Source organism: Kluyvera sp. NPDC087067 (genome assembly GCF_044745165.1).
In the GTDB taxonomy this organism is placed as follows: domain Bacteria; phylum Pseudomonadota; class Gammaproteobacteria; order Enterobacterales; family Enterobacteriaceae; genus Kluyvera.
Window position 1 is genome coordinate 14,517 of record NZ_JBIUZS010000008.1, and the last position, 14,803, is coordinate 29,319.

Sequence of the window (14,803 nt, forward strand, 5' to 3'; positions counted from 1 at the left end):
CATTCACTGAAAGAAACGCTGTTTTTTACCCTACTGGCGTAAGTATAGTCAACATTTGTTTACAAAATAGCCAGAATCCGTATATTTCATCGGGGTTATCTAGCTTTGACCACCATTCAGTGAATCTGTTTCATTGTCTGGCCAAAAGGTCAGTCCGCGCTCCGCCCGCTGAACAAGAGTTTCACAAGGCGTGAACCGCGAACCGTACTGGGTAGCCAATCGTTGCAACCGGGCAACCACTTCACCCGCGCCTAAGGAATCCATATAGCGCAGCGGGCCACCGAGGAACGGTGGGAAACCAATACCAAAGACCGCACCAATGTCGCCATCGCGTGCGCTGCGAACGATACCTTCGTCCATGCAGCGTGCCGCCTCATTTAGCATCAGCATTACGCAGCGTTCGGCAATTTGCTCGGCCGAATAGTGGCTGCGCCGCGCGGACATTCCCGCCAGGGAATAGACCGTGCTGTCGACCTGTTTCTTGCTTTTACGCCCTTTCGCAGCATAAAGATAGAAACCACGGCCATTTTTTCTGCCTTTGCGATCGTCATTCAAAATCGCTTGAATCAGGTTTGCAGGGGCACTGAATCGCTCGCCATAAGCCGCTTCGAGAATGGGTAGAATTTTGGTGCCTGTATCAATACCGACCTCATCAAGTAATTGAATAGGGCCTACCGGAAAACCAAATTTAACCAGAGCATGATCAATGGCTTCCACGCTTTCTCCCTCAACCAGTATGCGCATGGCTTCGGCAATATAAGGCGCCAGAATACGGTTAACGTAAAACCCGGCTTTGTCAGCGACCACAATGGGTGTTTTACCCTGTTTCTTGGCAAGCTTAACGGTGGTGGCAATAGTTTGTTCCGAGGTGCCAGCATGAGGGATAACTTCCACCAGCGGCATTTTTTCGACCGGACTGAAAAAGTGTAAGCCGATAACCCGCTCAGGGTGCTGGGCCTGGCCCGCAATATCGCTAATCGGTAAAGATGAGGTGTTTGAGGCAAAAATGGTGTGAGGCGCGCAATACTCCTCAACGTCACTGACCATCTTCTGCTTCAGCGCTAAATCTTCAAAAACCGCTTCAATGACCAAATCACGATGCGCAAAACCACGGTAATCGGTACCGCCTGAGATCAGCGCCAGTTGCGCATCACGCTCCGCGGCTTTCAAATGGCGTCGACGCACTTTTTGCTCCAGCTGATCCCAGCTGTATTTCAGCGCATGATTGATTCCATTGGCATTAATATCTTTTATACGGACCGGCAGCTTGCCTTTCACCGCCGTGACGTAAGCAATACCGCCGCCCATCAGACCGCCGCCCAGAATCCCCACCGAACGCAGCGGCCCGGCGTCGACACTCGCCCCCGGATCTTTTTTGATATCCGTACTGGCAAAGAAAATATTGCGCAGCGCCTGCGATTGCGGCGTCATCGCCAGCTCGCCAAAGGCACGCGCTTCAGCTTCATACCCGCTGCTGGCCCCTTGTGCCAGACCGGTTTCAATAACCGTGAGGATTTTATCCGTTGCCGGATAGTTGCCTTGGGTTTTCTGCTGGGTCTTTTTGCTGACCATGCTAAACAGCAAACGACGGCCCAGCGGCCCCGCAAGCACACGCTCACGCATCGGTAAACGGCGATTCTCATGCCGGGGTTTACGCGCCAGTTCCACGGCCGCCTCCAGCAAAATCGACTGCGGAACCACTTCATCGACCAGACCAGCTTTGAGCGCCTGTCGGGCGCGAAGCTGCTTGCCGGTGAGAATCATATCCAACGCCGTGCTGACCCCCACTAATCGAGGTAAGCGCTGCGTTCCCCCCGAGCCCGGGAGTAAACCGAGCTGCACTTCAGGCAAGCCCAGTACCGTCCGACCATCATCGGAGCAAATGCGCGCATGGCATGCCAAAGCCAGTTCAAGCCCCCCACCAAGACAGGCGCCGTGAATGGCGGCAATGACCGGGATCGACAAACTGTGAAGCTCCGCCATGACCTGCTGGCCCTGACGGGCCAGACCTTCCGCTTCCTGCGCCGTTTTGCAACGGCCAATCATGTTGATATCCGCCCCGGCGATAAAGTTATCGGGCTTGGCAGAAATGATTACCACACCTTGTAACGTTTTATTTTCGCGAATTTGTTTGAGAATTGTGCGCACCTGTCCGCCAAATTCGGCCTTCAGGGTATTCATCTTCTCGTCGGGTACATCAATGCTAACCACCGCGACATTATCCGGTCGCACGGTGAGGGTAAACGCAGATCGCATGTCCATTATTCAGCCTCCAGAACCATCGCCGCACCCAGCCCACCTGCCGCACAGGCCGTCACTAAGCCAAAGCCGCCACCACGACGGCGGAGCTCATTAAGCGTTTGCGTGATCATACGCGCACCGGTCGCCGCGAATGGATGACCATAGGCAATGGATCCGCCCAGCACGTTGAATTTGCTTTCATCCACGACGCCGGTGGCATGGCTACGTCCGAGCACCTCGCGGGCAAATTTCTCACTCGCCAGACATTGAATATTGGCGAGCGTTTGCGCGGCAAAGGCTTCATGCATATCGATTAGCGTCAGATCGGCAAAGCTCAATCCCGCGCGTTCCAGCGCCAGCGGCGTGGACCAGGCCGGGCCCAGCAGCATGTCCTGCCAGACGTCAATGGCGGTAAATGCGTAGCTGCGCAGATAGCCAAGCGGTATCAGCCCAAGCTCCTTAGCACGCGATTCGGTCATCAGGATAACCGCCGCGGCGCCATCGGTTAATGGCGTGCTGTTGGCCGCCGTCACCGTACCGTGCTGGCGGTCAAAAGCGGGACGCAGCTTAGCGTAATCAGCAAGCGTTGAGTTGCCGCGAATATTGTTATCTTGTTCAAGCGGGGTTTTATACGGCGGGGAATAGGCCGTCATCACTTCTTCATGTAATTTCCCCGCCGCCCATGCCTGCGCCGCTAATTGGTGTGAGCGATTGGCCAGTGCATCTTGTTGTTCGCGGGTAATTCCGTACGTTTTCGCCATCTGCTCCGCAGTGTCTCCCATCCGCAACCCAGTGGAGTATTCGGCAACCGCAGGAGGAACGGGCATCAGATCGCGTAAACGCAGGCGGGAAAATAGCTTGAGCTTTTGCCCTAAGGTTCGGGCTTTGTTGGCATCCACCAGCGTTCTTGCCAGTTTTTTACTGACGCCGATAGGTAAAACGGAAGAGGAGTCAGCGCCCCCGGCAATACCTGCGCGGATCGTCCCGGCCATCAAACTTTCAGCGACGTTCGCCACCGCCTGAAAGCTGGTTGCACAGGCGCGACTGACGCTATAGGCATCGGTATGCACGTTCATGCCGGTACCGAGAACAATTTCTCGGGCAATGTTAGGGGCAGCAGGCATTTGTACCACCTGGCCAAAAACCAGCTGCTCAATGACTTCCGGGGGAATTTCGCTGCGTGCCAGCATTTCGCCTACGACCATCTTGCCGAGATCCACAGCGGGTACACCATGGAAAGCGGTCGCCTGACGGGCAAACGGGGTGCGTAACCCACTCACAATTGCAATGCGATCGCCCTGGCGGGTGATTAGCGGTAGCGCCTGACTCATAACTCTCCCCTGTTATCAAAAATCGACCAAGTGGTCTGACCTGATAACATTCTTAACTAATTTTTTACACTTAGCCAATCGAAGAGAGGGAAAATTGAGAGCTAAAACACATAGAGAACAAAAGAAAACGCCCCTGCGGCGTCAGCAACAGGGGCGTTGATAAAAAGGGTTTATCGTTTGACGATTAACGCAGACCGAGCTGGAAAATCAGCGTTTCAGCTTCACAGGCAAAGACGAAGTCGATATCCAGCTGTACGCCGCCTTCAACCTCTTTAAAGGTGGAGGTGATTTTGCACGGTTCGGATTCAACAGCACGTGCTTTTTCGCTCAGCGCAGCGAGAGTCGCTTCAGCGTCTGCACGATTAGCAAATACGCGGCTGTAAGATGCGGTGGTATCGGTGTTATCCATAATGGTACCCACATCCATGCAGCAGCAAACTGGGGTTTCATCAGCACTACATTTACTCATTGCAGATTTCCTCTGTTTTATGCACCAAAGGTGCCAGATAAACTATGTGCCTATTTTACGCCCACCCGCCTGCCCTCTCCAGTCGTTAATGATGTGAAAACGGTTAAGTGACCGAAATCACAATTAAAAATGATCTAAAACAAATATGGGGGTCTCTCAGTGATGACCACACCCGCAATTTTGCCAACCAGATCTCGTTTCAAGCAACATCTTCGAAAATATTAATAAACAATATTGCAACATGGTATCTGGTCAGACCTATACTCTCGTCACTGGTCTGATTTCTAAGTTGTAGTCCAGCCCCTACACTTCGCGCTTCTGTTACTACATGTAACATTGTTTGTATAAAAATAACTCAATGAGGTTATGGTCATGAGCCAAAAAACCCGTTTCACGAAGTCTGCTCTTGCTGTTGCAGTGGCACTTGTTTCAACCCAAGCCTGGTCAGCAGGTTTCCAGCTTAATGAATTCTCATCCTCTGGCCTGGGCCGCGCCTATTCAGGTGAAGGTGCTATCGCAGATGATGCGGGTAATGCCAGCCGTAACCCGGCGCTGATTATGATGTTCGACCGCCCGACGTTTTCTGCCGGTGCGGTTTATATCGATCCCGATGTCAATATTTCGGGTAAGTCTCCGTTAACGGGTAAGAGCACTAACGCCGACAACATCGCGCCAACGGCCTGGGTCCCTAACGCACACTTTGTCGCACCTATTAACGATCAGTTTGGTTGGGGCGCATCCGTTACGTCTAACTATGGCCTGGCAACTGAATTTAACAACAGTTACGCGGCCGGGATGTACGGCGGCAAGACTGACCTGCAAACGCTCAACCTGAACCTGAGCGGTGCTTATCGTCTGAGCAGCAACTGGAGCTTCGGTCTGGGCTTTGATGCGGTTTATGCTAAAGCGAAAATCGAACGCTATGCGGGTGAAGCAAGCGCGCTCGTTCCACCAGGCTATGGCCCTGCGGTGGGTATTACTGGCCCGGACTCACAGATTGCCCACCTGAAGGGTGATGAATGGGGTTATGGCTGGAACGCTGGGATTTTGTATGAACTGGATAAAGATAACCGCTGGGGTCTGACCTATCGTTCAGAAGTCAAAGTTGACTTTGACGGCGATTATAAGAGCTCCATTACCAATCTGGGCAACCAACTGCTCGGCTCCGCAGGTATTACCGGTATGCCAGTTGGCACTGGCGGCGCCACCGTCCCAGGCTCTCTGACGCTGAACCTGCCTGAGATGTGGGAAATTTCCGGTTATAACAAGGTTGATCCACAGTGGGCGATTCACTATAGCATCGCGTACACCAGCTGGAGTCAGTTCCAGGAGCTGAAAGCGACCGGTTCAAACGGTCAGCAGCTGTTCTATAAGGAAGAAGGCTTCAAAGATGCTTACCGCATCGCCGTGGGTACGACCTACTACTACGATAAAAACTGGACCTTCCGTACCGGCGTTGCGTTTGATGATAGCCCGGTTCCAGCAGACAATCGCTCTATCTCCATCCCTGATCAGGACCGTTTCTGGTTAAGCGCCGGTACCACCTACGCGTTTAACGAAGATGCGTCCATCGACCTCGGTGCTTCCTATATGCACGGACAAAACGTCACCATTCAGGAAGGTAATTACACGTTTAAATCAACGGGTAAAGCCTGGCTGTTCGGGACTAACTTCAACTATCGCTTCTGATAGTCTGCCAAAACTAAAAAGGGTGAACATCGTGTTCACCCTTTTTTTATTGCTGTGGATTCGTTATTCCGAATCAATATCCTTCAGATCGCCTTCAATCGCCTGTGCGTTCGGGTTCTCTTCCGGTTTCAGCTTGCCGCCGTTGGCAATAAAGTCATGCTGCTGGAAGTAGGCTTCACGCACCATAATGTATGGGTCGGAAGACTGACGTAACAAGCCATCCGAATCCAGCAGTTGGGCGCGCGTTTCCACGCCTTCAACCATCCACTTACCAATCGACATCGGCCAGGTCAGCCAGGAGAGTACCGGATAGGTGGTGTCTGCCATATCGCCGCCGTCTTCACGCAGGGTGAAGCTGCCGTAGAACGGAAGTTGCAGGTACGGGCCATATCCAACGCCATAATGCCCAAGCGTACTGCCGAAGCGGTGCGGCTGGACGCGTTGCAATTTAGGGTTAGCCATACCGGCGACGTCAATAAAGCCGCCCATCCCCAGAATAGTGTTCAGGAAGAAACGGGTAAAGTGCACCATCCCCTGATACGGGTCGCCCTGCAGGAAGGAGTTCACCATGACGGCGGGTTCTTCAAGGTTACTGGTAAAGTTACCCAGGCCGTTACGCGCAGGCTGCGGAACATAATCACGCCATGCCACGGCGACAGGACGAACAACGTACGGATCCAACACATCAAAGTTGAAGCTGTACATTGTACGGTTAAATCCTTCAAATGGGTCTGAACGTCCCTGCTGTTCTTGGCCGGAACTTGCACAGCCCACCAGCAGTGTGGTACCCAGCGCAAGCGCCGACAGGCGAAGCTTCATACATGTCTCCCTGTTAATTATGGCTATCGCTGATTGCCATCCATGACGGTACGCGCGCGTATCCGTCCGTTTAGATGTGAGCGATTGTAACAGCCCATCGAACGATGTCTATATAGCCAATTTCGTTGTTTTTATCATAGCCTGGTAACGCCAGCACCGTGGCGCTTCTATTCTAACCAATGCGAGATAATCTACGTGGCGATTTTAGCTATTTAAGATTATCTCTACCTATAAGCCTGAAATTAGCCGCTACGCTTAAGCTATATGTGCTTATTTTAGGTAAAACTCGATGGACAATCTTGATAAAGAAAAAATAGATCAACACAGCGACGAAATAGAAGTGGAAAGCGAAGAGAAAAAACATGGCAAGGAAATTGAGGTTGATGAAGAGCATCTCCCCTCGCGCGCCATGGCTATCCACGAACACATACGCCAGGAAGGTGAAAAGGAGATGGAGCGTGATGCAATGGCGTTGCTGTGGTCCGCTATCGCCGCTGGCCTCTCCATGGGGGCTTCATTGCTGGCGAAAGGGATTTTTCACGTGCAGCTAGAAGGCGTGCCTGGCGGTTTTTTACTGGAGAATCTTGGCTACACCTTTGGTTTTATTATCGTCATCATGGCCCGTCAGCAGCTCTTTACCGAAAACACGGTCACCGCCGTATTACCCGTCATGCAAAAACCCACGCTTGTGAATGTGGGGCTGCTCATGAGGCTCTGGGGCGTGGTATTGCTGGGGAACCTTATCGGGACAGGTGTCGCGGCATGGGCGTTTGAATATATGCCGATTTTTGATGAACCCACGCGGGATGCTTTCACCAAAATTGGAATGGACGTGATGAAAAACAGCCCGACGGAGATGTTTTCGAACGCCATTATCTCAGGCTGGCTTATCGCCACCATGGTGTGGATGTTCCCCTCTGCTGGAGCGGCAAAAATTGTGGTCATTATCCTGATGACATGGCTTATCGCCCTAGGCGATACCACGCACATCGTGGTGGGCTCTGTTGAAATACTCTATCTCGTCTTTAGCGGCACCCTCCACTGGAGCGACTTTATCTGGCCATTCGCCCTGCCGACGCTTGCCGGAAACATTTGCGGAGGAACCTTTATCTTCGCACTAATGAGCCACGCGCAGATCCGCAATGATATGAGCACTGCCCGTAAAGAAAAGACGCGCTTACAGGCAGAAAAACAGCAGAAAGGTGAGAAGAATCAAGCTTAAGCGGTGACTTTTGAGCAACCGAGAGGCGGCGCACTTACTCAGGCGGGTAAAAAACCCTATAGTCGCGCCGCTTCATCATCTTCATCAATGGGTCGTTCCGCCCTCCTCACAGTATCCAGATTTATCAGATGAGGTTTCGGGGGCGGGCTATACCGCTTAATCCTGCTCCCTTCTATTGCGCATACCGATGCCCTGCCCCCCCCCCCAAGCAGACAGGAAAGTACCTGCACAAAAGTACGGTTAATGATAATATTTTCATCACTATGATTGATGGCAATGAAGAGGCTGAACTTGATTCCTAAAAAGATTCACTATATTTGGGTAGGTAATAAACCGAAACCCCCATTTGTTTTAGAGTGCATCGCTACATGGAAAAAATTCCTCCCCGATTATGAAATTATAGAATGGGGAAATGAATGTATGGGCCTCATTAATAACGATTATGCGATCGAAGCGTATAAAAATGAAAAATGGGCTTTTGTCTCCGACTATATAAGACTCTACGCCTTGTATCATCACGGCGGTATCTATCTGGATACAGATGTCGAGGTAACAAAAGAATTTGATAGCCTGCTATCGCTCGACTTTTTTAGCTGCCATGAAGTATTTAATGGCAAAACGCTTCCTATTACATCAGCGGTAATGGGTGCATCTAAAGAAAATAGTATTATCAAAGATTTACTGGATACCTACACAACTAAAAAATTCATTATTAACAATAAGTTCGACCTAACGCCAAACACCCAGCTAATCACCGAATACTTTGTTAAAAAATTCAATGTATCCGAGCCATTTTTATCAGACAACACCATTCACTTACGAGAAAAGGAAGTTATTTTCCCATCAAATTATTTTTGCGAGAAGGTTGATAATAAAGAAAATTATTCCATACATCACTTCTCCGGCTCCTGGTTGCTGTCTCACACCAGAAAAGATAAGTTAAAAATTTTTAACAGACTATTTATTAGTCGATTAAAGAAAAAATCAGATAAAGGAGAGCTTCCTATTCTGTCTAATGAAAAAACACTTTTTTCAGTTAAGATAACGAAAAAAACCTCATATTTACTCTTACTGAGAACCCCATAAGCGTTCTATTCGGCCTGTTGATAATTCCAGCGAGAACCGGTTCGATAGCATTCGAGGTATAAATGACTTTGCGGAAACTGCGGCCCCCAGTCCGCCTGGAACGCTTGCGGTGCTTTGGGGCCATGTATTTAATTGAGTTGCTTACGCCTGGTACATGTGCTTCATGGCAGGCGAAAGACTCAGATTTACAACTGAACAGACAGAGATAAAAGGGACACAAAAGAAATGATTTGCTTGCTGCAATAAGGGTTCTTGCGATAACATTACAAACAAGCAAAACGCTTAAGATTCAAGCTGTTCCACGTCCCCTTAGTTAAATGGATATAACGAGCCCCTCCTAAGGGCTAGTTGCAGGTTCGATTCCTGCAGGGGACACCATGCGCCCCTCCTCAGAAGTCTACTGAACTCAATAAAAACCCTTTACAATCAATAAACAACCTCACAATAGTGCATATTGATGTCAACTGACATCTACCAACCTCAATGCAAATCAACATGCAATTGGGGGCCTGAATGGGGCTTATTGTGTTCAATGAAAAGTGAGCCCCCCAATGCCATTAAATGCACGCCAAGTTGACTCCACTAAACCTAAAGAAAAGCCATACAAACTCGCTGATGGCGGCGGGCTTAACCTTCTGGGGAACACAAATGGTTCCAGGTACTGGCGAATGAAGTACCGCTTTGCTGGAAAGGAGAAAAAACGGTCGTTTGGAACCTATCTTGATGTATCACTGGCAGATGCACGAGCCAAACGTGATGAAGCAAGAAAAAACCTTGCTAAAGGGAGTGATCCCGGATAAGTCAAAAAGGCGGAGCAACTGGCTAAGAAGCAGGCTGTGGATAATACCTTTGAATCCATTGCCACTGAGTGGCTAAAAGCCGAAGCATCAGGCTGGTCTAAAGAGTATGCCGACTATGTCTGTAGTAGCACACTAAATTTGGCCACCTGATTAAAGGTGATATTCTCACCTCAAAGCAAAACAGGTGACTTAATGAACAAGAAAACCAAACATACTTTCACCCCTGAGTTCAGGCTGGAATGTGCACAGCTGATTGTTGATAAGGGCTACTCATATCGGCAAGCCAGTGAAGCGACGAATGTCGGTTCTAACACGCTAGAGAGCTGGGTACGCCAGCTCAGGCGAGAGCACCATGGGATTACGCCCTCTGCCACATCCATTACCCCAGACCAGCAACATATCCACGAGCTGGAAAAGCAGGTTCGCCGCCTTGAGGAACAAAATACGATATTAAAAAAGGCTACCGTGCTCTTGATGTCGGACTCGCTGAACGGTTCACGATAGTTGCCAGACTAAGTGACAGCCACACGGTTGTCAGCCTGTGTTCTGCTCTGGAAATACTCCGCAGCAGTTACCGGTACTGGCGAAAACAACGCGATACGTGTAGCGGCTCGCAATTGAAATCCCTCCGACTCGCTTTCGGCTCACATTAACTGCAAATGAAAAACGACACCGACTCACGTTAAGTGACAATGGGCGCGCATTTATCTTGCCCGGCTCACAATCCATTTCACTTGGCCCACAGTAACTGAAAATCAACTTTCATCGTTTTTTGAAAGTTCCTGACTCTAAAGACTGACAGGATAATATCCTATTTGGAATAAGGATTTATATTATGAACGTTAGTGGTAATAATTCAATCTCCGTAAGTAATGCATATCGTACGGAATCGGCGAATACAAACTCGTTGAAAAGCGAATCAACCGCTTTGACCAATGTTAAAAATGTAAAAAACGAACCTATTTTTTTCAGAAAAAGCATTATTTCAGCAGAAACGTTCAATCGGATTCAGCAAAAAGCAACCGATGCCAAAAATGCCCGGAAGCAAGCGATTCCCGTTTCTGATAAAAGCATTAATGCTCTAAAAAATATGAGAAAAGTACCTATAAACGCTGATCTGTTTGACCGAATACAGCAAAAAGCCATCGATGCTAAAAATGCAAGGAAGTCTTAATAAGAAAGATAAAAGACTGATTTTGTTAAAAGTTGTTGATGTGTATAGGATAGAGGGCTATACCGTGCATGGCATCCATATTTAGTTCTGGATATCCGTAAAAACGAATTTGTTTTATTAGAGTAGCCCCAAAACAAACAACCCAAATGAGACAGTTTTTCTGTCTCATTTGGGTTATTTTCGTATCTTCCAGGTCTTACGTTTTCATCATCTAATTGTACGGCAAGCCTGTTTAACAGAAAATGCTTAAGATGTAGATGTGGTGTATTTTTTCTATAGAACATTACGTTGGCGTTGCTACATTGAAGGATTGAAGCCCAATCTAAATTCAAAAACCTTAAGCTAGGAAATGTGTATATGAAAGCAATAAATGTATATAGTTTTTGCCGAGGAATTAATACTCTGGCTTCCTTGGCAAGGCGACAGCCTAAAGATACTGCATCCTTTTTTTCTAAGATTCTAGCTGTCAGAAATAGTCCAGATAATCTGAATAAATCTCAACATGTTCCTCAAGATATTAATGTACATACAGGGCTAATAGGGAAGCGGCAAGCTCCGCCGAGACCAGTTCAGCCTGAACTGGCATTAAAATTAAAAATGGCCACGGTAGACTTTAAGCAGGATCCGGAGATGGCACGGGAAAAATGGGGGTTATCGAAGGGAATTCCTGAACAGCATACAGGGAAGCGGGAAGCTCCGCCAAGACCAGCTCAGCCTGAACTGGCATTAAAATTAAAAATGGCCATGGCGGACTTTAAACAGAATCCGGAGATGGCACGGGAAAAATGGGGGTTATCGAAGGGAATTCCTGAACAGCATACAGGGAAGCGGGAAGCTCCGCCAAGACCAGCTCAGCCTGAACTGGCATTAAAATTAAAAATGGCCATGGCGGACTTTAAACAGGATCCGGAGATGGCAAGGGAAAAGTGGGGATTATCGAAGGAAATCCTTGAATAATATATCGTAGATTAAAAAGTTCTTCTTAAGGGAGACTACAGTTAAAATTGTGTTTGATATGTTCACTCCAGTAACGGATCAGGCCATTATGGATGAAAAGAAACTCAAAGTCCTTGCGGCTGAACTGGCTAAACTGGTCCGGTAAAGGCGCTTCTGAATACCAGAGATATTTCTGGCGAAACCCACCTTGAGGTGGGTTTTGTTATGTATGAGCGTGATAATTATTTTTTCTGATATCATAAATACAAATGAAATACGTTTGTATCTCTTTTATAAAAGACGCTTTCGGGCCATTTCATAGGTTTTTTCGTCTTCCCGTTTACCTACTGCGCCCCCCATATAACAATCTCGTCATCGATAACCTTGTAAATCAAACGAAAACCAGATGCTCTCAGCTTTATTTTAAACCAGCCAAATCACCATGCAGTCGAACTGATTCCACATAAGGGTTTTGCTGAAGCTTTTTTAGCGTCCTTTTGAATTGCTCACGGATCGTCATTTCGAGCTTATTCCATTCCTTAAAAGTCCTTTCGTCAAATTCAACATTGAAGGCCTTCAACGTTAACCCTGATCCGTTTTGCCGGATATTTTAGTCTTTTCCGAACGGCTGCCAGAATATCAGCGTCTTCATCACCTTCACTCATCATCACTGAGACTTCAGCAAAGAGGAGTTTTTCGTTCTCTGCAACATACCGCAGGAACAGACGAAGTGCATCTGAAGGCAACAGATTCAGTTTATCAAAGACCTTCAACAGTTCTCCTGCGACCAAACCGGATACCTTTAAGCGGGGTTATAGGCCGGAATCCCAGATTTTCCGTCATCCCAGGCCTGCGAAGTAGTGCATCTAAACTTTTGTAATTGCCCTTCTTTAACCTTCAGCTCGGAACGAATTTAAATGACAGAGTAAATACTGAGCTGACCCGCTAACCTTCATCTCTTGAATGTTGGCGGATAATATCGCTGGTACCCCCTGTGTCTGTCCTGATCTCTAAAGGACTCAGCCCAGTCTTCTGCTCCAGAAATCATTCCAGCACAAAAATGGAATCTCGCAATGTGCCGGGTACCCACGTAAATATACTTACATTGTAACCAGTATTCTTAAGGAGATGCTTTCTGAATTTTCAAATTTCTACGATGTAAAGTGGCATGATCTTTTGCTCTACATCACTCATACGTAGTCCAGATAAAAGGAGAGAGCTATCGACTGAAGCAGAAACAAAAGGCCGGGGTTATAGCGGAAGCTAATCCTGAGTAAACAAGGTGGATCAATATTAGACCGTTGGTGAGCACTGAGCAAAAAATCATCTATTTGCAATTATTATCACGATTTTCGTGATTAAAATCACACTTTAATAAAATAATTACTATGCTTACCTTCTCTTTACACAGTTCAAGCCTGTGTTTTTGGCAACCATGGATGCTCAAATGCAAAACAATTCTCAGTCCTCATCGGATGATAGCGGATCGCTAAATCTATCTGTGCAGCAACGTCTTTTCTTCGTAGTCTTAGTGGCAACCATGGGGGCACTGGCGTTCGGCTACGATACAGGGATCATTTCCGGCGCTCTGCCCTATATGACATTACCGATCTCGCAGGGCGGCCTCAATCTTAATCCCTTCACCGAGGGCTTGGTGACTTCGGCACTTACCTTTGGCTCAGCAATTGGCGCTTTTGTCAGCGGCTATGTCTCAGACCGCTTTGGCCGCAGGATCACGCTTCGTAGTCTTGCTGTGCTATTCATTGCCGGTGCATTAGGAACAACCATCGCACCTAATCTTGAAATCATGGTCGTGATGCGATTTATTTTGGGGTTTGCTGTTGGTGGAGGCTCCTCTACTGTTCCTGTATTCATTGCCGAGATCGCAGGGCCTAAACGTCGTGCTCCTCTGGTCAGCCGAAATGAACTTATGATCGTTTCCGGCCAGTTAATAGCTTATGTAGTTAGTGCGTCCATGAGCCTATTACTTAAAGATCCGGGCATGTGGCGCTATATGCTGTCGCTAGCAATGATCCCTGGCATACTTTTGTTTATCGGGACCTTTTTTGTTCCAGCCTCACCTCATTGGATGGTGGCTGAAGGGCGCTTTAACGAGGCGCTGCGTATTATGCGTAAACTGCGTGAGAATCCACGTGAAATTAAAAAAGAAATGGCGGAGATGCGCCAAAACTCACGTGAAGCCCGACAAGGACCTCCAGCACGTGAACTTTTAAAAGAAAAATGGATAGTACGATTGTTGCTTCTGGGCTGCGGAATGGGTGTTGTTGCGCAATTCACCGGGATCAACGCCTTCATGTATTACACGCCAATTATCCTCAAAAGCACTGGTCTTGGCACTAGCGCGGCGATCGCAGCAACCATAGGTAACGGCATAATATCCGTAGTTGCAACCTTTGCAGGTATCAAAGCTATTAGCCATTTCGGGCGCCGCCCGATGCTGATGGCTGGATTATCAGTTGTGATCGCCATGCAACTGGCACTGGGGGGAGTGCTTGTGCTGATGCCGCATAATTTATCGCAGAGCTTGCTGGCACTGGCTTGTATATTGGTGTTCCTTTTCTTTATGCAGATGTGTATTTCTCCAGTGTATTGGCTGCTCATGTCTGAACTTTTCCCGATGAAGGTTCGGGGCGTGTTAACCGGTGCCGCAGTGGCTTTTCAGTGGATTTGTAACGCCATTGTGGCATTGTTTTTCCCTCCATTACTGTCGCTCGTGGGTAATAATGCGTTCTTTATCTTTGCCGTAATCAATGTGCTATCGCTGGTGTTTGTCGCGATAAAGCTACCGGAGACACGTGGAAAGTCGCTGGAAGAGATTGAAATACACATGCGTGAACATTTCGGTGAGAGTAAAACTGAAACTGCAACAACAACCTAGCAGCTAAGACCGGTATTATTTGCATGATCAGGGGAGTTAATTATCGTTAGCATATCTCCTGATCATGAGCGTTGCTGTCGGAAATTTATTGGTATAAACGGGGGATTTGTTGAATAAATTTGATTCTGGATTTCATT

The 14,803-nt window shown here is 48.1% G+C and carries 11 protein-coding genes, 1 tRNA gene and 5 pseudogenes; 10 read left to right on the forward strand and 7 right to left on the reverse strand.

Features of this window, described 5'->3' with window-relative positions:
- Positions 1–99 precede the first annotated feature (99 nt).
- The 3 genes from fadJ to ACIPDS_RS18315 form a co-directional block, all read right to left on the reverse strand.
- On the reverse strand, positions 100–2,262 hold the full coding sequence (fadJ, locus tag ACIPDS_RS18305; RefSeq protein WP_400738845.1) for a fatty acid oxidation complex subunit alpha FadJ: 2,163 nt from the start codon (positions 2,260–2,262) through the stop codon (positions 100–102).
- Positions 2,262–3,572 carry an acetyl-CoA C-acyltransferase FadI gene (gene fadI, locus ACIPDS_RS18310; protein WP_400738849.1) on the reverse strand — a complete coding sequence of 437 codons (1,311 nt, stop codon included), beginning with the start codon at positions 3,570–3,572 and terminating at the stop codon, positions 2,262–2,264. The genes fadJ and fadI overlap by 1 nt, the downstream gene beginning before the upstream one ends.
- 184 nt (positions 3,573–3,756) lie before the next feature.
- The gene (locus ACIPDS_RS18315) at positions 3,757–4,041 is read right to left on the reverse strand and encodes a YfcZ/YiiS family protein (RefSeq protein ID WP_166516085.1); all 285 of its coding nucleotides are present in this window, start codon (positions 4,039–4,041) and stop codon (positions 3,757–3,759) included.
- A gap of 372 nt (positions 4,042–4,413) precedes the next feature.
- Between ACIPDS_RS18315 and fadL the strand changes: the two genes are divergently transcribed.
- Complete coding sequence (gene fadL, locus ACIPDS_RS18320) at positions 4,414–5,730, forward strand: long-chain fatty acid transporter FadL (RefSeq protein WP_400738853.1); 1,317 nt, start codon at positions 4,414–4,416, stop codon at positions 5,728–5,730.
- A gap of 63 nt (positions 5,731–5,793) precedes the next feature.
- On the opposite strand, the gene mlaA is transcribed toward fadL, so the two are convergent.
- Positions 5,794–6,549: a phospholipid-binding lipoprotein MlaA gene (gene mlaA / locus ACIPDS_RS18325; RefSeq protein ID WP_400738856.1), complete on the reverse strand. Its 756-nt coding sequence runs from the start codon at positions 6,547–6,549 to the stop codon at positions 5,794–5,796.
- 289 nt (positions 6,550–6,838) lie between these two features.
- Here mlaA and ACIPDS_RS18330 point away from each other — a divergent pair, with 289 nt between their 5' ends.
- The 7 genes and pseudogenes from ACIPDS_RS18330 to ACIPDS_RS18360 all read left to right on the forward strand — a co-directional run bounded on the left by ACIPDS_RS18330 (position 6,839) and on the right by ACIPDS_RS18360 (position 11,788).
- Positions 6,839–7,771: a formate/nitrite transporter family protein gene (locus ACIPDS_RS18330; RefSeq protein WP_400738858.1), complete on the forward strand. Its 933-nt coding sequence runs from the start codon at positions 6,839–6,841 to the stop codon at positions 7,769–7,771.
- 276 nt (positions 7,772–8,047) lie between these two features.
- A complete protein-coding gene (locus tag ACIPDS_RS18335; protein WP_400738860.1) occupies positions 8,048–8,857 on the forward strand; it encodes a glycosyltransferase family 32 protein in 810 nt (269 codons plus the stop codon).
- A gap of 303 nt (positions 8,858–9,160) precedes the next feature.
- A tRNA-Arg gene (locus tag ACIPDS_RS18340) sits at positions 9,161–9,235 on the forward strand.
- A 173-nt stretch (positions 9,236–9,408) separates the two neighbouring features.
- A pseudogene (locus tag ACIPDS_RS18345) lies at positions 9,409–9,777 on the forward strand (tyrosine-type recombinase/integrase); the annotation flags it as partial.
- A 36-nt stretch (positions 9,778–9,813) separates the two neighbouring features.
- Positions 9,814–10,256: pseudogene (locus ACIPDS_RS18350) on the forward strand (transposase); the annotation flags it as partial.
- A gap of 236 nt (positions 10,257–10,492) precedes the next feature.
- Entirely contained in the window at positions 10,493–10,831 is a 339-nt protein-coding gene (locus ACIPDS_RS18355) for a hypothetical protein (protein WP_400738863.1), read from the forward strand.
- Between the two features lie 357 nt (positions 10,832–11,188).
- The gene (locus ACIPDS_RS18360; RefSeq protein WP_400738866.1) at positions 11,189–11,788 is read left to right on the forward strand and encodes a hypothetical protein; all 600 of its coding nucleotides are present in this window, start codon (positions 11,189–11,191) and stop codon (positions 11,786–11,788) included.
- Between the two features lie 270 nt (positions 11,789–12,058).
- On the opposite strand, the pseudogene ACIPDS_RS18365 reads toward ACIPDS_RS18360, so the two are convergent.
- The 3 genes and pseudogenes from ACIPDS_RS18365 to ACIPDS_RS18375 form a co-directional block, all read right to left on the reverse strand.
- Positions 12,059–12,287: pseudogene (locus ACIPDS_RS18365) on the reverse strand (type II toxin-antitoxin system RelE/ParE family toxin).
- A 40-nt stretch (positions 12,288–12,327) separates the two neighbouring features.
- Positions 12,328–12,540, reverse strand: a complete 213-nt coding sequence (locus tag ACIPDS_RS18370) for a type II toxin-antitoxin system RelB/DinJ family antitoxin (protein WP_400738869.1) — start codon at positions 12,538–12,540, stop codon at positions 12,328–12,330.
- A 199-nt stretch (positions 12,541–12,739) separates the two neighbouring features.
- Positions 12,740–12,853 (reverse strand): annotated as a pseudogene (locus ACIPDS_RS18375) (Tn3 family transposase); the annotation flags it as partial.
- A gap of 95 nt (positions 12,854–12,948) precedes the next feature.
- Between ACIPDS_RS18375 and ACIPDS_RS18380 the strand changes: the two are divergent.
- Positions 12,949–13,044 (forward strand): annotated as a pseudogene (locus ACIPDS_RS18380) (ATP-binding protein); the annotation flags it as partial.
- 170 nt (positions 13,045–13,214) lie between these two features.
- Positions 13,215–14,666, forward strand: coding sequence for a sugar porter family MFS transporter (locus ACIPDS_RS18385; RefSeq protein ID WP_400738872.1), 1,452 nt, complete (start codon positions 13,215–13,217; stop codon positions 14,664–14,666).
- Positions 14,667–14,803: the final 137 nt, after the last annotated feature.

What these genes read in the sequence shown, in the direction of transcription:
- ACIPDS_RS18385 (WP_400738872.1), top strand. Translation starts at nt 13,215, where the DNA reads ATGCAAAACAATTCTCAGTCCTCATCGGATGATAGCGGATCGCTAAAT.
- ACIPDS_RS18360 (WP_400738866.1), top strand. Translation starts at nt 11,189, where the DNA reads ATGAAAGCAATAAATGTATATAGTTTTTGCCGAGGAATTAATACTCTG.
- ACIPDS_RS18330 (WP_400738858.1), top strand. Translation starts at nt 6,839, where the DNA reads ATGGACAATCTTGATAAAGAAAAAATAGATCAACACAGCGACGAAATA.
- fadJ (WP_400738845.1), bottom strand. Translation starts at nt 2,262, where the DNA reads ATGGACATGCGATCTGCGTTTACCCTCACCGTGCGACCGGATAATGTC.
- fadI (WP_400738849.1), bottom strand. Translation starts at nt 3,572, where the DNA reads ATGAGTCAGGCGCTACCGCTAATCACCCGCCAGGGCGATCGCATTGCA.
- ACIPDS_RS18335 (WP_400738860.1), top strand. Translation starts at nt 8,048, where the DNA reads ATGAAGAGGCTGAACTTGATTCCTAAAAAGATTCACTATATTTGGGTA.
- ACIPDS_RS18355 (WP_400738863.1), top strand. Translation starts at nt 10,493, where the DNA reads ATGAACGTTAGTGGTAATAATTCAATCTCCGTAAGTAATGCATATCGT.
- fadL (WP_400738853.1), top strand. Translation starts at nt 4,414, where the DNA reads ATGAGCCAAAAAACCCGTTTCACGAAGTCTGCTCTTGCTGTTGCAGTG.
- mlaA (WP_400738856.1), bottom strand. Translation starts at nt 6,549, where the DNA reads ATGAAGCTTCGCCTGTCGGCGCTTGCGCTGGGTACCACACTGCTGGTG.
- ACIPDS_RS18315 (WP_166516085.1), bottom strand. Translation starts at nt 4,041, where the DNA reads ATGAGTAAATGTAGTGCTGATGAAACCCCAGTTTGCTGCTGCATGGAT.